The following is a 23,361-nucleotide window of genomic DNA, read 5'->3' on the forward strand; positions in this document are numbered from 1 at the left end:
GATAGAATGGGAGCAGAATGATTTATGAAAAGGAGCAGAAGATTGACAAACATCACTTTCATTCATGCGGCCGATCTGCACCTGGACAGTCCGTTTCACGGCATCAGCCGGCTACCTGAAGAGGTTTACCGGCGGATCAAAAACAGCACATTTAAAAGCGCTGAAAATGTGTTTAAGCTTGCGATTGATGAACAGGCCGACTTCATTTTGCTTGCCGGCGACCTTTTCGACGAAGCAAACCGCAGTTTAAAAGCACAGATGTTTTTGAGAAAGCAATTTTTAAAGCTTAAAGAGAACAACATTCAAGTCTATGTGATTTTTGGCAATCACGATCATCTGGGCGGCGATTGGACCCCAATTGAATGGCCTGACAACGTCCACATCTTTTCAGCGGAAGACATTGAAGAAAAATCGTTTTACAAAGACGGCCGGCTTGCCGCAAGCATCTACGGCTACAGCTATCCCGAGCGCTCTGTTTTTGCCAATAAGGCAGCTGAAATCAAAAAAACGACAGACGCGCCCCTGCATATCGGGATGATTCATGGGACGCTTTCCGGGGAAAGCGGCCATGACCCGTACTGTCCTTTTTCCCTTCAAGATTTGAAAAACGGTCAGATGGATTACTGGGCGCTTGGCCATATACATAAAAGACAGGTCATTTCAGCCGCCGATCCGGCGGTGATTTATCCGGGAAACACGCAATCCCGGCACATGAAGGAAACGGGAGAGAAAGGCTGCTATCTCGTCAATGTTTGCAGCGGAGAACTGACCTTCGAATTTAAAGCCGTATCGGATGTCCTGTGGGAAACGGCCTGCATCGATATCTCCGGGACAAAGCAGATGACAGAGCTGATCAGCCTCATGCAGGATGCCTTTCAATCTTTCAGAAACAGAGGCAAGCCCGCATGCGTCAAGATGGTATTGACAGGAGAAACACCCTCTTATTTGGCGGAAGGACAGGCCGGTATTGCGGACGAGATCCTTGACATTTTCCATGAAGAAGAGCGGGAGGAAGACGCGTTCATCTGGCTTACCGCAATCGAAGATCAAACCGATGCCGCCTTGTCGGGAATCGAACGGGACGCTTTTTTCCAGGAGCTTTTGCAAGAAATGCATGAATTTCAAGATTTCAGCCTGATTCTTGACGATTTGGAGCGGCATCCGGTCTTTAGAAGGAACGGAGAGCGTTTTAATGAGGAAGACTTCCGGGACATTCGCGCACAGGCGGAAAAACTGCTGCTTCATGAACTGAAGACATTGAAAAGATAAGGGAGGATGCAGGGTGAATATACATGCGATACATATATACGGATACGGTAAATTTGCCAATCAGACATTTCGCCTGTCTCCTTCAAATCTGCATTTGATCTATGGGCTCAATGAAGCCGGGAAAACGACGCTCATGTCGTTTATTGAAAGCGTGCTGTTCGGTTTTCCGAAGACGAAACGGTACGAGCCGAAAACAGGCGTCATTTACGGGGGGATGCTTGAGATCGGGCACCCTGATTTGGGTCAGATCCGAATCGAACGGACAGCCGGAAAGCCTGAGCGGGTCGCCGTTTATCTGGAAGACGGCAGCACAAAGCCCGAAGGTTTTTTAAATGAGCTGCTGTCAGGCGTCGACAGGCAGCTGTATAAAGCGATCTACTCATTTGACGTATTCGGCCTTCAGGAAATTCATAAATTCAACCGCGACAAAATCGGCCGTTTTCTGCTGTTTTCGAGTCTGTTCGGCTCTGATGCGATTTCCAAGATGGATGCCGGCCTCGTGAAAAAACAGGAGGAGCTGTTTAAACCGAACGGACGGAAGCCTGAGCTGAATCAGGAGCTCGATCGGTTAAAAAGGCTTTCCGAAGATTTGAAAAAGGCGAAAGCGCGGGAAGGCGACTACCACCGTCTGTTAGACGAAAAAAAAGGCGCTGAGGCGTCGATAAAGGAAAGCGGACAACTGCTGAAAGATCTTGAACACCTCGTCTCACAAATCGAGCAGGCGATTGAGATTCTGCCGGCGGCCGCGGAAAAGCGCCAGCTGGAAGAGCAGCTCGCATCTTTCGGCGGCTCAGGAGAAAGCCGTTTCCCCGAAGGGGGACTTTTCGAGCTCGAAAAGCTCGAATCCCACCTGCATCCAAAAGCGGCTCAGCTGAAGGCGCTGGAAGAAAAAAAGCGCGATTTGGAACAGCGCGCCGCCGCTTTTGCAACGGCTGAAGACTTCATCGAGCACGAAGCCGAAGCTGAAGAGCTTTTAACAGCATATCCGTTTTACCAGTCGTATACCGAAAAAATCGCGTCTTTGACTGAACAGCTTCACCAGATAAACGGACGGGTTCAAGCGGGGCTTGAGCGCCTGCAAATCGAGGAATACGATATTCTCAATGCAGACACCACGTATGAATACGAGTGGAAGCTGCAGGAAACCGTTCAGGCATACATCGAGCTTCGTGAACTGAAGCGGTCGCTCGACGAGCGGTTTGAGCAGGCGAGGGCTGATTTGGAGGAAGCTGAACAGGCTCATGCCGCTCTCAACAATGAAGTGATGCCGGATGATGTCCGCAAGCAAAAGGAAGAAACCCTTAGCCGCCTTGCGTCCGCCGGCGTTCATGCCGGAAGGCGGGAAGAGCTGATCCTTCAGCTGTCTTATCTGAAGCAAGAACAAAAAGTTCGGATGAAAAGAAGAAAGACCGCTTTTGCGGTAGCGCTTTGTGCTGCTTTTGCGGCAGCTTGTGCGGCGCTCTTTTTCAAGGAGTGGTTTCCGGGCGCTTTGTTCGTGCCGATCTTGCTCATATTAGCCGCTTTTGTTTTAAAAAAGCCTGAGTCTTCCGCGGCAGCGGCTTTTATCCAAAAGCAGCTGGACGACATTGATCGCAGTGGTTCAAAAAGCGGAGTGAGTGACAACGCTTTAAGGGAAGAGCTGTGGAAGGACGACCAAACCCGGCAGCTCCTCATCGCAAAACAAGCTGAGCTCAGACAGAAAGAAACGGAATATGAAAGAGCGATTCAGAAGTTCGAAGAGTGGGAAAAGGATATCCGTCCGTATCAGGAGAAGACCGAACGCTATTTGAAAGAGCTGAACCTGTCAATCGACCCGTCATTTTTAGCTGATGCGTACGCTTTGATCAAGGAACTCCGAGAGGAAATTTTGAAAAAGCGGGATATCGAGAAGGAACTGAGCCGTCTTCAGGCCAAAAAAGCATCCTTTGAAGCGGGCTTGAGAAAGCTTGTCTCATCCCTCAGCCTCACGGGCGGAAGCGCCCAAGAGCAGGTGTTTCAGCTGAAAAGCGCGCTTGAGTCCCAAAAAGAAAAACTTCGACAAAAACAGGAAGCAGACGTGTCTTTAAAGCATACAGCCGAACAAATCAAAGAGCTGACAAAAGAGACGGAATACTTTCAATCTCAAATTGCCGAACTCTTTCAAAAAGCACGGGCGGACGGCCGTGAGATGTTTATCAGACTGGCGAAGCGCGACCAAGCCAAAAAAGAATTAACGGCAAGGCTCGGGCAGCTCAAAAGAGAACTCGGCAGGCAGGACGAGAAGGCCGTCTTGCTCGCATCAGGCCACTCTCTTGCAGAACTGAAAGGAAAGCTGGCCGAGGCAAAGGAAAAAAGAGCCCGCACAGAAAAACAGCTGGCAGAAGAAAGGCAAAAGGCGGCTAATTTCCATGCAGAGCTCGTCAGACTTGAGGAGTCAGGAGCGGTATCCGAGCTCGCCTATCAGACCGGGATGCAAAAAGAGCGGGTCGCCGAACTGGCCAAAAAGTGGGCCGCCGTCAAGCTGATCCGGCAGGCGGTCAAAAACAAGATAGATGAACATAAGAAGGTTCGGCTTCCGAAGTTATTACAGATAGCTGAAACATTACTGAACCCATTGACTGCCGGACAATACGAAAAAATTTATTTTTCTGAAACAGATGATTCCATGATGGTTATGCGAAAAGACGGGGCCGTTTTTTACGCCCACGAACTGTCTCAGGCGACTTGTGAACAGCTCTATTTAGCGATCCGATTCGCTCTGGCCCTCTCCCATCAGAAGGAAGTCAAATTGCCGTTCCAGCTGGATGACAGCTTTGTCCACTTCGACCACGAGAGGTTTAAACAAGTGCTGAACATTTTAAAAAAGCTTTCAGGCGAAGATCAGCAAATCTTGTATTTTACGTGTCATGAACATGTAAAAGAAGCTTTTCACGACGAAGATGTGATTCTGCTTCCTTCCGGTATGGAAAATGTGGAAGTAAAGGGTATAACTAACAAATAAAAGTGTGTGCTATAATGATTTTATGTAGGAAAACGGAGGGAGCTTTATCATGGCAAAAGGTATCATGCTGCACGAAGTTGGCGAGCAGGTGGATTTGTATTTGCTCATTAAATCGTCAACGAAAGGAATCGCAAGCAACGGGAAACCGTTTTTAACGCTGATGCTGCAGGATCAGTCCGGAGATATAGAAGCAAAGCTGTGGGACGCCAAGCAGCAGGACGAAGTGACCTACGGCCCGCAGACGATCGTGAAAGTGGTCGGCGACATTCATCATTACCGCGGGCGGAACCAGCTGAAGCTGCGAAACATCAGACCTGCGGGCGAGAATGAAAATGTCAAAATCGATGACTTTCTTGAGACTGCACCGATTCCCAAAAACGAAATGATGGATGCGGTCACTCAATATATTTTTGAAATGAAAAACCCGAGTATTCAGCGAATCACGAGGCACCTCGTCAAAAAATACGGCAAGGAATTCATTGATTATCCGGCTGCGACGAAAAATCACCACGAGTTCGTGTCAGGTCTCGCATATCATGTTGTCTCCATGCTGAACCTGGCCAAATCGGTCGCAGACCTGTATCCGTCGCTCGATCGCGACCTTTTGTACGCAGGCGTTATTCTGCATGACCTTGGAAAAGTAAAAGAACTATCCGGCCCGGTGTCCACGACATATACTGTCGAAGGGAACCTGCTGGGACACATTTCGATTATGGTGACAGAAATTGCAAAAGCCGCCGAAGAGCTTCAAATTGATTCAGAAGAAGTGTTGATTCTTCAGCATTTGATTTTAAGTCATCACGGTAAACCCGAATGGGGCAGCCCGAAGCCGCCGATGGTCAAGGAAGCGGAAATTCTTCACTATATCGACAACCTTGACGCGAAGATCAATATGATGGACAGAGCGCTCGAACGGGTCAAGCCGGGAGAATATACCGAACGCGTCTTTGCATTGGATAACCGTTCCTTTTACAAGCCCGTTTTTCACAAATAAGCGTCATAACTTGTCTCCCTTTTGCATAATGTCTGATATACAGTTTATTCAAAAAGGGGGAAAAGCCGTGCTGCTGTTTCCGTGGTGGGTGTACCTTTGCATCGTCGGCATTATTTTCAGCGCCTATAAGCTGATGACGACGGCAAAGGAAGAGGAAAAGATCGATCAGGCTTTTATCGAAAAAGAAGGCCGCATTTATATCGAACGGATGGAAAAAGAAAAAGCAAAGCGCATGAATCGTTCATTGGATGAAGATCAAGAACAGCATGAAAAATCGGCTGACAGCCATTCCATCGCATAAAAAAAAGCTGTCCGGCCCCGCGAGGGGAGGACAGCTTTTTTGACGTCAGCTGCTGCTGCTTGGCTGAGCTTGGCGCTGGTCGACTTGTTTTTTCAACTCTTTGTCTTTTACTTTTAAATCAGCATCTTTGACAAGTTTGTCGATGACAGATTGCAGTTCAGTTTGATCGTTTTGCTTTTGTTCTTGGACCTCTTTTTTGAGCTCTTTTTTCATGTCTTCATATTTGCCGCGCTCTTCGTCTTTTTTAATGATGTGATAGCCGAATTGCGATTTCACAGGTCCGCTGACTTCGCCGGTTTTCAAAGCAAACGCCGCTTTGACGAAATCCTTGTCCATGTTATCGTCTTTGCCGACCCAGCCGAGGTCGCCGCCTTTTTCGGCTGTTCCGTCAGTTGAATACTCTTTTGCAAGGTCTTCGAATTTTTCGCCTTTTTTCAGCTTTTTCTCAACTTCTTCAGCCGTTTTCTTTTCCTTCACAAGAATGTGGCTTAAGTGGATTTTGCCTTTCAGGCCGTCATAATATTCTTTTACGTCATCATCAGTTACTTTTATGTTATCCTTTGCGGCTTTTTGCATCAGAAGTTCGTATTTGATCTGTTCTTTGACGAAGTCTTCGCCTTTTTGGTCAATGAGCTGGTTGAGCTGGTCACCCATCGATTTTTTGTACTCGTTCAGCTTTTTGTCGATTTCTTTGTCGGAGACATCGTATTTATCGTCGAGTACTTTTTGCTGAACAAGCATGTTCAGTGCATCCGCTCCGGCATTGTCTTTTAATGTTTGATAAAGGTCTTCTTTTGTAATATTTCCAGCTTTTGTTTCTGCAACAACCTCAGAATCTCCCCCGCTGCATGCGCTGAGAGCCAGTACGCTTGTCGCTGTAATCGCCGCAATTGCAATCTTCTTCATAAATGCAAACACTCCTAATCATTACAGTTTAAACTTTCCTTTGAATTGTATCATATCATATTCTGGCATGCTGTAAAAAGATTTTCAACAGAGGGGCATCCGTCTAGTCAAATTTTCTTTCCGCTCATACAAATATATTGATCAAGAAAAGGAGGTCAATAACATGAGCGGAGGATACTCAAGCGGTTTTGCTTTATTGGTCGTGTTGTTCATTTTATTAATCATCGTTGGTGCAGCTTATCTGTACTAAAACCTTAGAAAATGAGAAAAGAACCGTCATTTTTTCAGGCGGTTCTTTTCTTTTGGACGATAGCCTAATCGTTTCATGACATTCGTGCATACACTAATGTAACGACTGGGGCAGAGGAGGTGTCAATATGGGCGACGGTTATGCAGGAGGTTTCGCTGGCGGCTTTGCGCTGCTTGTGGTACTGTTCATCTTATTAATTATTATTGGTGCTTCTTGGATATGCTAATCAACAAAAGGATAGCTGCCGGATCAATACGATCGGCAGCTATCCTTTTTTCTTTACACGGTAAAGGAAATCTCAATGAATGATGAGATCAATAGAATTAAGATCAGCACATTAATCATTCTAAATACCTTATCCTGCCGCTCTTCAGGAATCTCTCTGACAAGGCATAAAGAGTTTGTAAGCTTGTTTATGTTGAAGACAGTAAAAACCGCAAACAAGATGAAATAAAAAAGGATGATAGGAGATCCCCCTCTCTGTTTCTGCTCCATACTACATTACCAAATATTTATTAAAAAAGATAGAAAATAGACTGAAAAAAAGGATTTTCCAAGTGCCAGCGGTTGGATTATTTTTGTATTAAAATATCAAAATCATCGGCTTCCTGATCGACAAAGCAATTTTTAGGCGCTTTGATCAATTTCCAGGCAAACAGAAAATCAGGCAGACAATAGCCGAAATGAATGCTTGAAATGATGCAGAAATAATGAGCAAAGCTCGGCATCGCTGCCCCCGCGTAAAATAATACAGGCGTGATGACGAAAAAAGGGCAGAGAAGAGAGACAAGCATCGTGTTTTTCGGAATTTCTCTCCATGTTCTCATTTTCAACCAATAAATCTTTTTTTCTATTTTTTTCTTGCTGATCATCGGCAAGATATGAAGAATTTTATGGGCGATTATAGCCGCAACCAAAAGTCCTGCAAACAAAAGGGCATGATCGCCTCTCTGAACAGTTTGCGGATGAATAAGCTGCATCGCTAAATATTCGGGTATAAAAAATAAAATCATTAAACTGACGGCAGTGAGCACGATGCGCATGCCTCCATAATCTTTAACGAGATTGATGGTTTTCCAGCAACTCATAAATGACATCCTTCCGTTTCAACAAACTGTTATATGAAATCCTCAGAATAATTTACTCCTCTGGATGAGAAAAATCAATCCCTTTTCCAAAAAAAATTTCGTCATTTTCCAAAGAATTTAGAAGGGTGTAAAAGGAACAGAAATCTCCCGTGTTGAACTTTCATCAGAAGGGAATATCGGCTAAAATAAGAGAAAGGGAGAGAAGGGACAAATATGAACTCAATGGAGCAACGCCTTGAACGGCTGGAATATTACATCAAACTGTTATTGAACAATGCGGATATGGAAGGGTATCCGTATTATAAAATATTGATCGAAAAGGGCTTATCAGAGGAAGAAGCAAAGCAAACGGAAAAGCTGTGTGAAGAGCTCTCAAAGGAGCTCGAAGCACAAAAAGCGCAAGGATATGTGATGTTCGACCATCTCCTCACGCTTTTTGCGGGACAGTTAAATGAAAAACTTGAAGTGCACGAAACGATTTTCGCCCTTCACAGACAAGGTCTGTACAAACCGCTGATGAGCGAATTCATCAGCATTATCAGGCAATACGATCTGGCTTAGTTTTTAAGAGGCTCAAGCGGTTTGTCCATCTCTATCGATTCCCCGGCTTCTTTTGCTTCTTGTTTTTTCTTCATTTTGCCCTCTTCGCTCGTAAATTCACTTTCGATGTTTGAAAACGATTTTTCGAAAATTTCCATGAAATCATCGCCGTAAATATGGCGGATGATCGACATCATTTCGACGATTTCTGGAAACTTCCCGTACAGCTGATGAAGGGGCTGAGCGCCTTTTAAGACGGCATTCCGGGTTGGATCGTAAGACTCGAGGATTTTAAGGAAAACTTCTTCACCTTTCGGAGTCAGCTGAATGTAAGTGTTTCGTTTGTCATTCAATTTTTTGGAAAACTCCAGGTAACCTCTTTCCTCAAGCTTTTTTGAAAAATTAAACGCCGTGGATACGTGCATGACGCCGAACTTGGCGATTTCTGAAATGGATGCTCCGTTCAGCTGGTAGGCGATCCACAAAATATGATGCTCGTTAATGTTCAGATCATAAGGTTTAATCCACTGCTGCCAATCCTTTTCTATCGACTTCCAAAGCGCCTTGCTAAGCTGTGCCATTCTTTGACTGAATAAAAGGGCTTCTTTCACCGTATAGGGCTCTTCCGCTCGATTCATTCACTTCACCTGCTTCTCTTTATCTTATAATTTCTATTATGCCAATAAAATAAAGATTAATAAAGATGTAAATTTACGAAATTTTTAAAAAATCCAGTTTTGTGGTGTGAAATCAGGATTTTACCTAAAAAAAGAGCGTGAAAATTTTCCATTCACACCCCTTTTTTAAGGTTCATTTTTTTCGCTGAGTATATTAGTTTTGTAAGGTTTTCTCCAGCTGTTTTATCTTTTCTTCAATCTCAGCGATTTCCTTTTTTAAGTCCTGCTGGTGAGGTTTGATTTCCTCGCGCCATTCCTGGATGGACGTTTGCAGTTCGCTGCCGACGTCTTTGATGATTTCCGCGCCTTCTATGGCGGTTTTGACGAATTGCTCTTTTAATGCGATTCCGTCGTTTTTCAGCCTTTTGACGGTGTCTTCCCATTTACCGCAGTTGGCTTTAAGCTGTCCTCTCAAGTTTTTTCCTGAAGTCGGCGCGGTCAGCAATGCTGCAACACCGCCGATAACACCGCCTACAATCAGTCCAGCTGCTAAAGATCGGCCTTTTGACATGTATATCACCCCGGTTATATTTTTAAAGATCAGGCTTGGCAGGCGCCCGTCTTATAATTAAATATTGACGTCCGAGCCAGGCAATCCGTTCCTCTTCTTAGAAACTTCTGCATAGCTTGCTTTATTTTAGCATACTTTTTTAAAAAGGAGGGAGAGGGTTGTCTGTCATTATCATTGTTTTGACAATTATAAGCGCTGTGTTTACCGCCGGCTCCTTTTATTATTTAAGGCTTCTCGGATATTCTGCATCTTATCCGCCGAAACGCATTCTTAAACAAAAAGCGCTTTTTTGTACGGGAAGCGCAGGATTGGCGCTCCTGCTCCTTTTTTTTATTCAGCTTCTTATATAAAATATCGGGCGGATTCCCCTTTTTTTGACCATCAAAACGAAAAAAACCTCTTCCAAAAAAGGATGTCCCTTTTCAAGAAGAGGTTCTGGTTTATTTGACTGGTTCAATCAGCCTTGAACGCTTCATGATCGACTGCACGATCGGAAAGATGACCGCCATGGCGATCGTGTTGATCACGGCAGCCGGTAAAACGACAACAGAGAACAGGGTGATGAACCCCTGGTTTCCAGGCAGGCCGACGATGAACAGCGCAGCCGTGAGGAAAATGGTTCCGGAAAGAACCGTTCCTGCAGCAGTTAATCCGGCGGCAGCAAGCGTTTTGCTGTGCAGCTTTTTCACAAGCAGAAATGCGCCGAAAAACATCAAGGCTGTTAGCGGTTTGTCGATGATGTTGGGCAGCTGTCCCCCGGGAAAAGCAGTCGTCAACGCGGAAATGACGCCTGTCACGGCTCCGATGACGAGAACATTTTGCAATCTAGGGAACAAAAGGATTCCCATAAACATCATGATCAGCATCATATCTGGCTTCATCCCGTAGAAAAAAGGCGGAATCACAGCATGCAGCGCCGCTCCAATGGCGACAAACAGGGCCATAGCCACTAATTCTTTTGTTTTCATGTCTATTCTCTCCTCATCTAGGCTCTTTTTACGCTTTCCAATAATATGCTCGTCATTTATTGCGAAAGCTTTCTAGTAGTATATCAAACTTTCGAAGGAATGGGGAAGCCTTTTTCGCCATCTTCCATCATCAGGATAAACATCAGTTTTCTTCGCGGAATTTCTTCATAAAGGCCGCCAGCTTTTCGCAGTCTTCAACTGATACGGCATTGTAAATCGAAGCGCGGCAGCCTCCGACCGAACGGTGTCCGCCAAGCCCCGACATTTTTTCTTCCTTTGCCTTTGCGATGAATGATGCTGTCAGCTCATCGTTTTTGAGCGTAAAGGTGACGTTCATGTTTGAGCGGCTGTCTTCTCTCGCATGGCCGCGGTAGAATCCGCCGCTTTCGTCGATCGCATTGTATAAAATTCCGGCCTTTTCGCGATTGCGTTTCTCAATGGTATCAAGACCTCCTTTTTCTTTGAGCCATTCCAGCACGAGAGACAGCATATAAATCGCAAAAGTCGGAGGGGTATTATAGAGCGAATCCGCCTTAGCGTGTGTTGAGTACTTCAGGATTTTGGCAACTTGCTCGTTTTCTTTGCCGAGCCAGTCTTTTTTCATGATGACAACGGTCACCCCTGACGGTCCGAGGTTTTTCTGAGCGCCGGCATAGATGATGTCAAATTGGGAAACATTGATTTTTCTGCTTAAAATATCGCTGGACATATCTGCGACAACCGGAATCGGAGCGTCAGGAAACTTTTGCCACTGCGTTCCGAAGATCGTGTTGTTGGAAGTCAGGTGGAGGTAAGCTCCGTCTGCCGGAATCTCCGGCACTTCGGGAATATAACTGTACGTATCTTCTTTACTGGACGCGATGATCGATGTGTTTCCGAAGAGCTTTGCTTCGGCCAGCGCTTTTTCAGACCAGGCGCCTGTCATCATAAAGTGGGCCGTTTTGTCTTTGGAGAGAAAGTTCATCGGAATCATTGAAAACTGAAGGCTTGCTCCGCCTTGCAGAAACATAACTTCATAATCATCAGGTATGTCCATCAGTTCTTTTAGCAGAGCTTTCGCTTTTTGATGAACGGCGTCATACTCTTTGCTGCGATGGGACAGCTCCATCACGGACATCCCCGCACCATTGAAATCGAGAAATTCGTCTTTAGCCTTCTGCAGTACTTCTAAAGGCAGTGCTGCCGGTCCTGCGTTAAAGTTCGTTGTACGTATCATCACAATCGCTCCCTGTTCGTGTATAAAAATATAAAACAATCCTATCATAAAAGGTCCCGGTTATACATAAAAAATTTGAATTGTGTGAAATATAGAGCAAGTCTATTTAGCAGTGCCGGGCGATCTGATAAATGTGGAGTTTTTTTGAACGAAAAAAGGGCGCCGGCAGCTGCCGACGCCTTTGGACAACGTCTCGTTTACAGGTGTTTGTTGATGGAAGCTGCAATGTTCTGCAAGTCTTCCGGTGAATAGTCATCCGCATGTGTTTTCCAGACGGCTCCGAATCCGTCTCCTTTGCCGTAGCGGGGGATGATGTGCATGTGATAGTGGAAGACGGACTGCCCCGCTTTTTCGCCATTGTTATTCAGAAGGTTTAAGCCGATCGGCTCGTATTCGTCTTTAATGGCTTGCGCGATTTTCGGAACCGCTTCAAAAAATTCCCTTGAAACATCAGGTGTCATTTCGTAAATATTGGTTTTATGAACTTTTGGAATCACAAGCGTGTGCCCTTTTGTGACTTGGCTGATGTCGAGAAAAGCCAGCACATGTTCATTTTCAAATACCTTTGCACAAGGGATTTCTCCGTTTATGATGTTGCAGAAAATACAGTCGCTCATACTTTTCCTCCTTTTTCCATTAGGGAAAGGTTATGTATAAGCAACATATTACCACAATTTGCGAGAAAACACGAAAAACAGGATGAACGGCTCCAACGTTCACCCTGCCTGAAGAAGGTACGGCTTTAATGAAGAAACGTTAACTGCCTTTTGCAAGCACCCCATTTTCGTCAAAATGAAAGCTTGTAACGCCTATACATTTCCTGCGACAAACACCTCATTTGATCGTCACACCTTTTTTATATGACGGAGATGTCAAATAAAGCAGGTGCTTTCTCAATTCAGTGGATGAAAGAAATTTCTAAGCTTGACATGTTTCATACTCAGGAACTCTTGCCGATTTTGTCTTTGACAAACACCTCATTCGCCAGAGTTGATAAGCTTTCCCTTCTTCAAGAATTAGAATGTCCTGAGGCGCATTCGATTATTCGTTTTATTTTAAGCCTGAAAAGCGGGAGGGAAAACGTTTCAAATACATTCTTGTTTTTGGTACTATTAAGAAAAATGCAGGAAAGGAACGAACGTATGTCACTACTGACTGTTAAAGAGTTAACTGGAGGGTATACAAGAAACCCGGTGCTGCGCGATGTTTCATTTGCGATTGAACGGGAGCAGATCGTCGGGCTGATCGGTTTGAACGGAGCGGGGAAAAGCACGACGATCCGGCATATCATCGGCTTAATGGAACCGCACAAAGGATCTGTTGAATTGAACGGCAAAACGTTCATGGACGATCCGGAAAGCTATCGTTCCCAATTTACGTTTATTCCGGAAACACCGATTTTATATGAAGAGCTGACATTGAAGGAGCATTTGGAGCTGACGGCGATGGCGTACGGGCTTTCGAAGGAAACGTTTGAGAAAAGGCTGCAGCCGCTTTTGAAAGAATTCAGAATGGAGAAGCGTCTGAAATGGTTCCCGGCCCATTTTTCAAAAGGAATGAAGCAGAAGGTTATGATCATGTGCGCTTTCCTTGTCGAACCCGACCTGTACATTATAGACGAACCGTTTCTCGGCCTTGATCCACTGGCGATCAATGCCCTTCTCGAGCGGATGAACGAAGCGAAGAAAAACGGCTCGGCCGTCTTGATGTCGACGCATATTTTGGCAACGGCAGAGCGGTATTGCGACTCCTTCATCATTCTCCATAACGGCGAAGTGCGGGCGAAAGGAACGCTTGAAGAGCTCAGAGAACAGTTTTCGATGGAAGAAGCGAGCCTCGATGACCTGTATCTTGAACTGACGAAGGAAGAGAGCTATGAATAGCATTCTGGGGATTTGGAAGACAAGAATTGAGGAGTATGTCAAAGAAACAAGATCATATTTGAAATACATGCTGAATGACCACCTTGTCATCGTCATGATTTTTTTCCTTGCAGGAGCTGCGAGCTGGTACAGCAAATGGCTGAAAGAGATGCCCGAAGGTTTTCCCGCCTATTGGGTGATGGCCGTCATCTTTTCGTTCATTTTGACAGGCTCGTACGTCCGCACGCTGATTAAAGAAGCGGACCTCGTCTTTTTGCTGCCGCTCGAAGCAAAGATGGAGCCGTATTTTCAGCAGGCTTTCCGGTTCAGTTTTTTGACGCAGCTGTTTCCGCTGGCCGCCGCGGCTCTCGTTTTGGCGCCGCTCTATCTTGAAGTGAGCGGCAAGGCGTTTTCCGCGTACTTGATCTTGCTGATTCAACTGCTCGTCTTAAAAGGATGGAACACAGCGATGCAATGGCGGATGACGTTTTTCGGCGAAAAAAACATGAGGGTCACCGACTGGATTGTCAGACTGCTTCTCAACACGATCGTGATCTATTTCGCTTTAGCGTCTTCATACGCATTTGCAGCAGCTGTCTACCTGATTATGGCCGCCCTGTATGTATATTTTAAAATGATCGATAAGAAAAAATCGTTTAAATGGGAGCTGCATATAGAAGACGAAATCAGAAGAAAGCAGCGGTTCTACCGAATTGCGAACCTATTCACGGACGTTCCCCACCTTAGAAAGCATGCGAAAAGAAGAGCATATCTCGATTGGATGCTCCGGTTTATTCCGTATGAACAGCGCCGGACATTTACATATATGTACGGAAGGGCATTTATCAGATCAAACGACTATTTCGGTATCGTCGTCAGGCTGACCGTGATTTTTGGTATCATCATCGCTTATTTTTCGACATATGAGTGGGTATCTGCTGCGCTCATCGTCTTTACCGTATTCATTACAGGAATTCAACTGACGCCGCTGTTTGATCATTTTTCACACTTGTCACTGCAGGAGCTTTATCCAGTCAAAGCAGAAGAAAAGCGGAAGAGCTTTTTCGGCCTGCTTCACATTGTTCTGAGCGTCCAGGCGCTTGTTTTGTCTGCCGTTGCCGGAGCCATGATGCAGTGGACCGGGATGCTCGCCGGACTGGCCGGCTCCGCATTGCTTATATTTGTGATTTTGAAGCCTTATTTCAGCAGCAGATTAAAGAAAAATGCCAAGAGATAGGTGAATCCTTTTCTTTTTCCGCAAGTATGATAAAAGAAGAGGTGAGTGGCGCATGAATGAAAACCAGCTTTATTTGGAGGAAGCGATCCGCTGGAAAATGAAGTTTCTCAGAAAGCCGTCGATGGCTGAGCGGATGTCGAAAGGCGTACAGTCGAAAATCAATGCCCGCATTCCCGCCAAAGTTCACAAAGCGATAACAGAAAGCATTAAAAAGATGGTCGAGGCTACTTTGCTCGGCTCAAATTTGACGACTGTTGACAAGAAAACAGGAACGCTTTCACTAAGGGAAAAAGATGAGCTGGCTCAGAAAACGATCGCCCAGTATCAAAAGGCGGCTGCAGTTGAAGGGATCGGAACAGGTGCAGGCGGGATTTTTCTCGGACTGGCGGACTTTCCGCTCTTGCTCGGCATCAAAATGAAATGCCTGTTTGAATTGGCATCGATTTACGGGTACGATATCAAGGAGAAAGAAGAGCGGATGTTTCTTCTGTATATTTTTCAGCTCGCCTTTTCCGGGGAAGCGCACCGCAAAGAAATTTTCCGCATGATTGAACATTGGGAAACCGAAAAGCGCGAAATCGATTGGCAAGCTTTTCAGCAGGAATACCGGGACTATCTCGATCTTGTAAAGCTGCTTCAGCTTGTGCCGGGCTTCGGCGCGGTCGTAGGCGGAACGGCTAACTATAAGCTGCTTGGGCACCTTGGGGAAACAGCGAGGCACGTTTTCCATCTGAGATTGATTCATGAGACAGCCGGATATTAATGATCCGGCTGTTTTTTTGCTTTTTCGGTTATTACATTGCAGGCGTTTCGCTGATCGCCTGCTCTTTCTCCTGATAGGAGACCGCGGCATTTGCCAGTACCTTGGCTGCGATCAGCATCGCTTTTTCATCAAGATCGAATTTCGGATGGTGATGGGGAAACACCGCGTCCGGATCTTCAGGACGGGCGCCTGTAAAGAAAAATGTACCTTTGACGCGCTCTAGGTAGTAAGCGAAATCTTCCCCGCCCATTTGCATGCCGCTTTCCTCAACTTTTTCAACGCCTTCCGTCTGTTTGGCGATTTTGGCGAGAAAGGCCGTTTCTTCCGGGTGGTTGCAGACCGGCGGATAGCCCCTTTCGAAGGAATAGTCACAGTCAGCGCCATGCATGCTGCATATACCTTTTGCAACCTGTTCAATTTCGTTTTCAATCAAGGAGCGGATTTCTTCATTGAAGGAACGCGCCGTTCCGATTAAAACCGCTTGATCAGCGATGACATTAAAGGCGTTTTCGGCAACAAATGATCCTGTCGAAACGACAGCCGGCTCAGTCGGATCGAGCCTGCGGCTGACAATCTGCTGGAGGGAAGTGACGATCTGCGATCCGATCAACACGGCGTCTTTTGTTTTATGGGGCTGTGCGCCATGCCCGCCTTTGCCTTTAATCGTAATCGTAAAACGATCCGCAGCGGCCATGATCGGTCCTGTTCGGTATTGAACTGTTCCCGTCGGCTCAGTAGCCCACAAATGGGTTCCGAAAATCACGTCAACACCGTCAAGACAGCCGTCTTCAATCATCGGCCTGGCTCCGCCCGGCGAATACTCCTCGGCATGCTGATGGATGAAAACGATCTTTCCTTTTAAACGGTCCGCGTGTTCATTCAAAGTTTTCGCGAGGACGAGCAGGGTGGCCGTGTGCCCGTCGTGTCCGCAGGCATGCATGACTCCCGGCACCGTCGATCGGTAAGGTGCGTCTTTTTCATCATGAATGGGAAGCGCGTCAAAATCGGCTCGAAGGGCAATGACGGGGCCGGGCGATCCGCCTTCGATGTGCGCGAGAACTCCGCCCCCGCCGACGTTGGTGCGGATAGGAATACCGAGCGCTTCATAGTAAGAGGCGATAAATGCGGCTGTTTTCTTTTCTTGAAAAGAAAGCTCTGGGTGCTGATGAAAATGGCGCCTCAATTTAACCATTTCATCGTAGTGTGCATCAAGCTGCTCATTGATTTGTTGAACGAATGCGGACGCGCTCAAAAAAATTCCTCCTTTTAGAAATAGTAAGTTTTTATAATTTTATGACAATTGGAGCCGCTGTTCAACCTTGCCGTCACATTTTATAGAAGAAAAATGGCGGCAATCGTTGTGACGGTTAATCCGGCAGCTACAGGAATAAAGTTTTTTCTGGCAAGATCGAACGGGTCAACTTTGCAAATCGCTGCAACCGGAATGAGCGCCCATGGCACAAGCGTACCTCCGCCGACCCAAATGGCTGAGATTTGGCCGAGCGCGGTCAGAACGGCCGGGTTGCCGTCAACCGCCGCAGCAAACATCGAAGCGGCTGATCCGGCGAGAGAAATCCCTGAAAATCCGGAGCCGTCTAGACCGGTCACCGCTCCTGTGACAGTGAGCGCAACCGCGGCGATTTCTGGAGAGAGCGGAACGCTGTGGGCAAAAGCCGAGCCGAGGTCCTGCACGATCCGATTAGAGAAACCGGTCATCTCCGCTGTCAATACTTTTTCAAAACCCGCATCGCCCAAGTAAAAAAAGGCGGCGATCGGAATGACGGGGGCAAACACTTTAAAGCCGAACTGAAATCCGCGAATGAAATAGCCGGTGATTTTCTCAAGACCCCGGTGTTTGTGGACGATAAAATGAATGAGAATCATGACGAAGACAGCCGTTCCTCCGACAAGCGCCGTCGCTTCGTCTCCTTGCAGTTCCAGTATCAGCATCGCGGCGATATCCCCTAAAAAAATGACCGGAATCATCAGCGCGAGCCATTTTCTGGGGGCAGGGGGAAGAAGCCACTCAGGTTCGCTTTGCTGCTGTTCACTGTTTGCCGCTGCTCTGTTGCCTTTCTCTTTTCTGAGCATAAAAAAGGCTGCCGCTGTTGTCGAAAAGCCCATGATCAAGACGAGTGGAACGCTTGCAGACATCACTTCAGCAACGGACAGTCCGGCTGCATCTCCGGTCAATTTAGGCGCTGCCTGGATGATATAATCGCCTGAAAGAGCGAAGCCGTGGCCGAACAAATTCATGGCGCACGCGACCGCCATCGGGGAGAGGCCGGCTTTCAGCGCAGCAGGCAAGAGGACGGCGCCGATCAGTGCGACAGCCGGGGAGGGCCAAAAAAATGAAGAAATGATAAACATTAAAGCTCCGGTGATCCAGTAGGCCAAGACAGGGCCTTTCATCCATTTGGCGATCGGAGTGACCATTGCTTCATTGACGCCGGTCTTTGTCAGCAGCTCGCTCATCGAAACGGTAAAGCAGATGATGAAAATGGTCGGGAGAAGTTCTCTGGCGGCGTAGATTAAGCTGTTAAACAGGCCCATCACAGAGGCAATGACAGAATCGGTCGCCGCTAATGAAATGAAAAAAACCCCGGCAAGCGATATAAAGGTGGTATCAAGACGAAGAAGCATAAACGCGAGAATAGCTGCGATAAAGCCTAAATATAAAAAGTGAACGGACGTTAATTCAATTTCCATTCCCGATCCCCCCGTTAACATAACCTCATACAGCGTATTCCTGGGCTGTCAGAGTGTGAAGGAAGGGGCTCATTTCCTCGGAAATAAAAAACTGCCTTAAAAGGCAGTTATTCGACAGAATGATACGAAGAAATATAGGATGGGCGTGAAAAAATCGTTCCGCCTTGGTTGATTCCAGTGGAAGATTCCTTCTTTTGATGGGCTTCGCCGAACGATTTGGAGTTTTTCCAGTCCTGAAATGACTGTTCTGTGTCCCACAGCGTCAATACGATATACGTATCGCTGTCTTTCGGCCTCAGCACCCTGAGGGCTTTAAAGCCGGGCTGATTTTCGATTTTTCCGGCTCTGTTTTTAAAACGGGTTTCAAAAAGCGGTCTTCCTTCCGGTGTGACTGGGATGTTGTTGAGGACGGTGAATCCGGAATGTTCCAATGTTCCCGACTGATCGATGATTTCATAGCGGTGAGGAGAATGAAAGACGCTTTCTCCGTCGGTTTCGTGAAAGAGTATGGCGGAATCGTAGTTTTTCATAAATAACATGTTTTCAAGACCGTGCTGTTTGGCGAGCTTTTTTAAAAAATCGACAGTTCCGTATGTCATGTAAAAATTCAATTTCATCACCCCTTTTTTGATAGTATAACAAAAGGACGATTTAAAATTCTATCTATTACCCGCCATAAATGCTGCAACATAATTTGAAGAAAAAATTCCCATACTAGCTATAGAAAGGAATGAGGTGACCATATGAGAAAGAGATTTTTCATTCCAATCATCATTACAGCGGCGATATTCCTTTTATCGTTAATCGGATATATTACGATTTTGTTTCTGGGGGATTATGTGATTGATGAAAAGAAACTGATTTTCCATGCTTCTTCTAAAATCGTCGACCAAAATGGAGAAGAAGTCGCCAGCCTCTATACCGAAAACAGAAGACCTGTTTCAATTGCCGAAGTGCCGGACGGCGTAAAAAATGCCTTTATCGCGGTTGAAGATAAGCGCTTTTATGAGCACCACGGCATCGATTTGAAATCGGTGAGCCGTGCGGTCTATAAAGATATATTGGCTGGAGGAAAAGTGGAAGGCGGAAGCACGATCACCCAGCAGCTCGCAAAAAACACTTTTTTGACACACGACAAAACGTTTTTAAGAAAAACAAAAGAAGTCATTATCGCCATCAATTTGGAGCGGGATTACAGCAAAGACAAGCTTTTGGAAATGTATTTGAACCAGCTTTATTTCGGGCACGGCGTCTATGGAATCCAGGCGGCGGCAAACTACTTTTTTAACAAAGATGTGAAAGACTTGACGGTCAGTGAGGGAGCGGTGCTGGCTTCCATCCCTAAAGCGCCGTCAACGTATTCGCCTATTCTCAATCCGGAAAAAAGCCGGGAGCGGCGCAATGTCATTCTTGGCATGATGAACGAGCAGGGATATATCAGCTCAAAGGAAACCGTCAGGGCCCAAGGCAGCACATTGGGCCTCCATGTGAAAGAAAAATCAAAAAATCCGTGGCTTGACAGCTATATTGATCTTGTCATGAAAGAAGCGGAAGACAAATATTCGATATCGAGCGAACAGCTTCTCCAAGGTGGATACACGATCAGTGTTCCGCTCGACGTTTCGATTCAAAAAGCGGCCTACACGCTGATGAAGCAGGACGGCTATTTTCCCGGAACAGACAACAAAGCTGAAGGGAGCGCTGTTTTTATCGATAACCGGACAGGCGGCGTAGTGGCCGCTCTCGGAGGACGGGAATATGCTCCGAAAGGCTACAACAGGGCAACCGCCCCGCGCCAGCCGGGTTCGACGTTTAAACCGCTTGCCGTTTACGGCCCCGCTCTTGAAGAAAAGCTGTTCAAGCCGTACTCCATGCTCGAGGATAAACAGCTGTCATACGGCGGCTACTCGCCAAAAAACTATGACGGCCAATACGAGGGCAAGGTCTCAATGGTGGATGCGCTGACCTACAGCAAAAACGCGCCTGCTGTATGGACGTTAAATGAGATCGGTATCGAAACGGTGAAGCCTTATCTCAGCCGTTTGGGCATGAACGTGCCGGATGAGGGCCTGGCATTGGGACTAGGCGGCTTAGAAAAAGGAGTGTCGCCGCTCGAGCTTGCCGGGGCATACCGGACATTTGCAAATACAGGACAATACACCGAGCCGTTCTTTATTAATAAAATCACGGACGAAAACGGCGATGTCATGTTCCGCCACGAGGATAAATCAGAAAAGGTTTTCAGTAAACAAACAGCCTGGAATATGACGAGGATGCTAGAGGAGGTCGTGAAAAGCGGAACGGGAAAAGCCGGTGATTTTTCCGGAGAGATTGCAGGAAAAACGGGTTCGACCACGTATACCGGAAAAGAGGGCGGAACAAAAGATGCCTGGTTTGCAGGATACACGCCTGCAGTGACGGGAGCTGTCTGGATGGGCTACGATAAAACGGATGAATCCCATTATTTAAAAGGCGGCAGCGCCTATCCGACAAGGCTGTTTAAAGACATTTTAAAACGCTCCAACCATAAGCCTGAACGGTTTAAGGCGCCTGAAGGGGTAAAAGATCTGGACAGGCCGATCCGCCTCGAAGACCTGGAAAGTGTTAAAGCAGACTACTCCTTTACGCCGATGGGGCTGATTACGGTGTCATTAAAATGGCATGAACAAGAGGATAAAAGGGTTGAATACCGAATATATGAAAGGAAAAACGGAAAAGAAACGCTGATTGATACGGTTAAGGGAAAAGGAAGCTTTTCAATCCCTTATGCAAACATCTTTTCCAATGCTTCCTATAAAATTGTTCCATACAATCCGCAGACGAAAACAGAGGGGAAAGGAACTGATTATGTCGAACCGAAAGTGTTTCCTTCGGGTCATTAGGTACCCGAAATTCATCAATTTCTTGAACAATAAGTCTCATGAGTATACCGTTCAATAAAAAAACGGTATATTGGAAGGAGTAATTTTGCGAACGTATGGTTGCAGCTGAAAGGTGGATATCATGATGAAAAACGACAAGGCTTTTAATGACACATTCTTAAAAGCGTGCCGAGGAGAAAAGGCAGCCCATGTACCGGTATGGTACATGAGGCAGGCCGGAAGATCACAGCCTGAGTACAGAGCGCTCAAGGAAAAATACGGACTGTTTGAAATTACCCATCAGCCCGAATTGTGCGCTTACGTGACAAGGCTGCCCGTCGAACAATACGGTGTCGATGCGGCAATACTTTATAAAGACATAATGACACCGCTTCCAGGTATTGGCGTTGACGTCGAAATTAAAAATGGCATCGGTCCTGTCATCGATCAGCCGATCACATCTCTCGTAGATGTTGAAAAACTCGGCGAACTCGAGCCGGAGGAGCATATTCCATATGTGCTGGAGACGATCAGGCTCTTGACAGAAGAACAGCTGAACGTTCCGCTGATCGGTTTTACAGGAGCGCCGTTTACACTGGCCAGCTATATGATTGAAGGCGGCCCGTCCAAAAACTACAATAAAACAAAAGCGTTTATGTACAGCCAGCCTGCTGCATGGGATCTCTTGATGAAAAAGCTCGGAAAAATGGCTGCTGTATACGTCAAAGCCCAAATCCGCGCCGGCGCCAAAGCCATCCAGGTGTTCGATTCCTGGGTCGGTGCGCTGAATACCGGTGATTACTGCCGCTATATCAAACCGACGATGGACGTTCTTTTCAAAGAGTTGAAAAAAGAAGGCGTACCGCTGATTATGTTCGGGGTCGGCGCAAGCCACCTCGCGTCTGAATGGCACGATCTTGACCTCGACGTCGTCGGGCTGGACTGGCGGATGAGCGTACAGGAAGCTAGGGAGATGGGGCTGACAAAAACGCTTCAGGGAAATTTGGATCCTTCAATCCTGCTTGCTCCGTGGGAAGTCATCGAAGAAAGGACGAAAGCCATTCTCGATCAAGGCATGCAGACGGACCGGTTTATTTTTAACCTCGGACACGGGATCTTTCCCGAAGTGAGTCCCGACACACTGAAAAAATTGACGGCATTTGTTCATGAGTACTCCGCCTCAAAAAAATCGAGCCTGATCACATGAGCATTTCAGTTGGTCTTTTCAATATAAACTGTCAAAATACGTATAGATCATGATCTTTAAAGAGGTGTTCACGTTGGCTAAAAAGAAAATGGGGCTTCTTGTCATGGCGTATGGGACGCCGTACAAGGAGGAAGACATTGAACGTTATTATACACACATCAGAAGAGGCAGAAAGCCTGAGCCTGACATGCTTCAGGACTTAAAAGACCGCTATAAGGCGATCGGCGGAATTTCTCCGCTTGCAAAGATCACGCAGGAGCAGACGAAGCAGCTGGAAAAACGCTTAAACGAGCTTCAGGATGATGTGGTATTCAAGTCATATATCGGTCTCAAACATATCGAACCTTTCATTGAGGATGCCGTTCAGAAGATGCACAAAGACGGGATTACAGAAGCCGTCAGCATCGTGCTCGCGCCCCATTTCTCCACCTTCAGCGTACAGTCGTACAACAAGCGGGCGAAAGATGAGGCTGAAAAGCTCGGCGGATTGTCGATCACATCGATCAACAGCTGGTATGATGAGCCGAAATTCATCGCATATTGGGCGGATCAGGTGAGAAAAACATATGACGAAATGCCTTCGGAAGAAAGGGAAAACGCCGTCTTGATTGTATCGGCGCACAGCCTTCCCGAAAAGATCGTCGAAATGGGTGATCCATATCCTGAACAGCTTCAAGAATCAGCGAAGCTGATTGCCGAAGCGGCGGGTGTAAAAGATTACGCCGTCGGCTGGCAAAGCGAAGGAAACACCCCTGATCCGTGGCTTGGACCGGATGTTCAGGATTTGACGCGCGACTTGTCAGAGCAAAAAGGGTACAGCGCTTTTGTTTATGTTCCCGTCGGCTTCGTAGCCGACCATTTGGAAGTCCTTTATGACAATGACTATGAATGCAAAGTCGTCACTGACGATATCGGAGCAAGCTATTACAGACCTGAAATGCCTAACGCTAAACATGAGTTTATCGATGCTTTAGCGGATGTTGTATTAAAACAATTGGAGAAAGAACAGTAAAGAAGGCGAT

General features: G+C 46.5%; 25 protein-coding genes. 14 read left to right on the plus strand and 11 right to left on the minus strand.

Translation table 11 applies throughout. The annotated features are described in order from the left end of the window. Positions 1–24 precede the first annotated feature (24 nt). The 4 genes from BTA31_RS17100 to BTA31_RS17115 all read left to right on the plus strand — a co-directional run bounded on the left by BTA31_RS17100 (position 25) and on the right by BTA31_RS17115 (position 5,544). Positions 25–1,269, plus strand: a complete 1,245-nt coding sequence (locus BTA31_RS17100) for a metallophosphoesterase family protein (RefSeq protein ID WP_076793278.1) — start codon at positions 25–27, stop codon at positions 1,267–1,269. Positions 1,270–1,282: 13 nt separating this feature from the next. Then, positions 1,283–4,249, plus strand: a complete 2,967-nt coding sequence (locus BTA31_RS17105; RefSeq protein WP_076793279.1) for an AAA family ATPase — start codon at positions 1,283–1,285, stop codon at positions 4,247–4,249. Positions 4,250–4,298: 49 nt separating this feature from the next. Further along, a complete protein-coding gene (gene yhaM / locus BTA31_RS17110) occupies positions 4,299–5,243 on the plus strand; it encodes a 3'-5' exoribonuclease YhaM (RefSeq protein WP_043927095.1) in 945 nt (314 codons plus the stop codon). 67 nt (positions 5,244–5,310) lie between these two features. Further along, positions 5,311–5,544: a sporulation YhaL family protein gene (locus tag BTA31_RS17115; protein WP_043927094.1), complete on the plus strand. Its 234-nt coding sequence runs from the start codon at positions 5,311–5,313 to the stop codon at positions 5,542–5,544. A 45-nt stretch (positions 5,545–5,589) separates the two neighbouring features. On the opposite strand, the gene BTA31_RS17120 is transcribed toward BTA31_RS17115, so the two are convergent. Further along, on the minus strand, positions 5,590–6,450 hold the full coding sequence (locus tag BTA31_RS17120) for a peptidylprolyl isomerase (RefSeq protein WP_076793280.1): 861 nt from the start codon (positions 6,448–6,450) through the stop codon (positions 5,590–5,592). A gap of 163 nt (positions 6,451–6,613) precedes the next feature. Between BTA31_RS17120 and BTA31_RS17125 the strand changes: the two genes are divergently transcribed. Next, positions 6,614–6,700 (plus strand): YjcZ family sporulation protein, encoded by an 87-nt coding sequence (locus tag BTA31_RS17125; RefSeq protein ID WP_003180245.1) that lies wholly within the window; start codon positions 6,614–6,616, stop codon positions 6,698–6,700. 127 nt (positions 6,701–6,827) lie between these two features. Continuing rightward, positions 6,828–6,926 carry a YjcZ family sporulation protein gene (locus BTA31_RS17130; RefSeq protein ID WP_003180247.1) on the plus strand — a complete coding sequence of 33 codons (99 nt, stop codon included), beginning with the start codon at positions 6,828–6,830 and terminating at the stop codon, positions 6,924–6,926. 53 nt (positions 6,927–6,979) lie between these two features. On the opposite strand, the gene BTA31_RS17135 is transcribed toward BTA31_RS17130, so the two are convergent. Beyond that, entirely contained in the window at positions 6,980–7,195 is a 216-nt protein-coding gene (locus BTA31_RS17135) for a hypothetical protein (protein WP_003180249.1), read from the minus strand. A 77-nt stretch (positions 7,196–7,272) separates the two neighbouring features. Beyond that, positions 7,273–7,788 (minus strand): DUF3267 domain-containing protein, encoded by a 516-nt coding sequence (locus BTA31_RS17140; RefSeq protein ID WP_043927090.1) that lies wholly within the window; start codon positions 7,786–7,788, stop codon positions 7,273–7,275. Positions 7,789–8,001: 213 nt separating this feature from the next. Here BTA31_RS17140 and BTA31_RS17145 point away from each other — a divergent pair, with 213 nt between their 5' ends. Continuing rightward, entirely contained in the window at positions 8,002–8,349 is a 348-nt protein-coding gene (locus tag BTA31_RS17145) for a YhaI family protein (protein ID WP_043927089.1), read from the plus strand. Here BTA31_RS17145 and BTA31_RS17150 read toward each other — a convergent pair. Both BTA31_RS17150 and BTA31_RS17155 read right to left on the minus strand, forming a co-directional pair. Continuing rightward, entirely contained in the window at positions 8,346–8,966 is a 621-nt protein-coding gene (locus BTA31_RS17150) for an HTH-type transcriptional regulator Hpr (protein WP_043927088.1), read from the minus strand. The two genes, BTA31_RS17145 and BTA31_RS17150, sit on opposite strands and share 4 nt — an antisense overlap. Positions 8,967–9,159: 193 nt before the next feature. Then, a complete protein-coding gene (locus tag BTA31_RS17155; protein ID WP_003180256.1) occupies positions 9,160–9,516 on the minus strand; it encodes a YtxH domain-containing protein in 357 nt (118 codons plus the stop codon). 158 nt (positions 9,517–9,674) lie between these two features. Here BTA31_RS17155 and yhzF point away from each other — a divergent pair, with 158 nt between their 5' ends. Further along, entirely contained in the window at positions 9,675–9,866 is a 192-nt protein-coding gene (gene yhzF, locus BTA31_RS17160; protein WP_003180258.1) for a membrane protein YhzF, read from the plus strand. A 90-nt stretch (positions 9,867–9,956) separates the two neighbouring features. Here the strand turns inward: yhzF and BTA31_RS17165 are convergent, their stop codons facing one another. From BTA31_RS17165 to BTA31_RS17175, 3 genes are all read right to left on the minus strand, one after another. Then, positions 9,957–10,484 (minus strand): tryptophan transporter, encoded by a 528-nt coding sequence (locus BTA31_RS17165; protein WP_076793281.1) that lies wholly within the window; start codon positions 10,482–10,484, stop codon positions 9,957–9,959. A gap of 142 nt (positions 10,485–10,626) precedes the next feature. Continuing rightward, positions 10,627–11,700, minus strand: a complete 1,074-nt coding sequence (serC, locus tag BTA31_RS17170) for a 3-phosphoserine/phosphohydroxythreonine transaminase (RefSeq protein WP_076793282.1) — start codon at positions 11,698–11,700, stop codon at positions 10,627–10,629. 197 nt (positions 11,701–11,897) lie between these two features. Continuing rightward, positions 11,898–12,317, minus strand: a complete 420-nt coding sequence (locus tag BTA31_RS17175) for an HIT family protein (protein ID WP_043927084.1) — start codon at positions 12,315–12,317, stop codon at positions 11,898–11,900. 525 nt (positions 12,318–12,842) lie between these two features. Between BTA31_RS17175 and BTA31_RS17185 the strand changes: the two genes are divergently transcribed. Genes BTA31_RS17185 through BTA31_RS17195 form a run of 3 tightly spaced genes read left to right on the plus strand, consistent with a single transcriptional unit; the run spans position 12,843 to position 15,562 of the window. Continuing rightward, positions 12,843–13,583, plus strand: coding sequence for an ABC transporter ATP-binding protein (locus BTA31_RS17185; RefSeq protein WP_076793283.1), 741 nt, complete (start codon positions 12,843–12,845; stop codon positions 13,581–13,583). Further along, entirely contained in the window at positions 13,576–14,799 is a 1,224-nt protein-coding gene (locus BTA31_RS17190) for an ABC transporter permease (protein ID WP_043927082.1), read from the plus strand. Before BTA31_RS17185 ends, BTA31_RS17190 begins: the two co-directional genes overlap by 8 nt. Positions 14,800–14,851: 52 nt before the next feature. Beyond that, positions 14,852–15,562, plus strand: coding sequence for an EcsC family protein (locus BTA31_RS17195; RefSeq protein ID WP_076793284.1), 711 nt, complete (start codon positions 14,852–14,854; stop codon positions 15,560–15,562). A gap of 31 nt (positions 15,563–15,593) precedes the next feature. Here BTA31_RS17195 and BTA31_RS17200 read toward each other — a convergent pair whose 3' ends face one another. From BTA31_RS17200 to BTA31_RS17210, 3 genes are all read right to left on the minus strand, one after another. Then, complete coding sequence (locus tag BTA31_RS17200) at positions 15,594–16,754, minus strand: M20 family metallopeptidase (protein WP_167370616.1); 1,161 nt, start codon at positions 16,752–16,754, stop codon at positions 15,594–15,596. A 140-nt stretch (positions 16,755–16,894) separates the two neighbouring features. Continuing rightward, positions 16,895–18,271: a hypothetical protein gene (locus BTA31_RS17205; RefSeq protein WP_076793286.1), complete on the minus strand. Its 1,377-nt coding sequence runs from the start codon at positions 18,269–18,271 to the stop codon at positions 16,895–16,897. Positions 18,272–18,378: 107 nt separating this feature from the next. Continuing rightward, positions 18,379–18,882, minus strand: a complete 504-nt coding sequence (locus tag BTA31_RS17210) for an antibiotic biosynthesis monooxygenase family protein (protein WP_083698336.1) — start codon at positions 18,880–18,882, stop codon at positions 18,379–18,381. A gap of 132 nt (positions 18,883–19,014) precedes the next feature. On the opposite strand from BTA31_RS17210, the gene BTA31_RS17215 reads away from it, so the two are divergent. From BTA31_RS17215 to hemH, 3 genes are all read left to right on the plus strand, one after another. Then, entirely contained in the window at positions 19,015–21,153 is a 2,139-nt protein-coding gene (locus BTA31_RS17215) for a transglycosylase domain-containing protein (protein WP_076793288.1), read from the plus strand. A gap of 124 nt (positions 21,154–21,277) precedes the next feature. Further along, a complete protein-coding gene (gene hemE, locus BTA31_RS17220; RefSeq protein ID WP_167370615.1) occupies positions 21,278–22,339 on the plus strand; it encodes a uroporphyrinogen decarboxylase in 1,062 nt (353 codons plus the stop codon). A 73-nt stretch (positions 22,340–22,412) separates the two neighbouring features. Then, complete coding sequence (hemH, locus tag BTA31_RS17225; RefSeq protein ID WP_076793290.1) at positions 22,413–23,351, plus strand: ferrochelatase; 939 nt, start codon at positions 22,413–22,415, stop codon at positions 23,349–23,351. Positions 23,352–23,361: the final 10 nt, after the last annotated feature.

The organism is Bacillus haynesii (genome assembly GCF_001969855.1).
Taxonomy (GTDB): Bacteria; Bacillota; Bacilli; order Bacillales; family Bacillaceae; genus Bacillus; species Bacillus haynesii.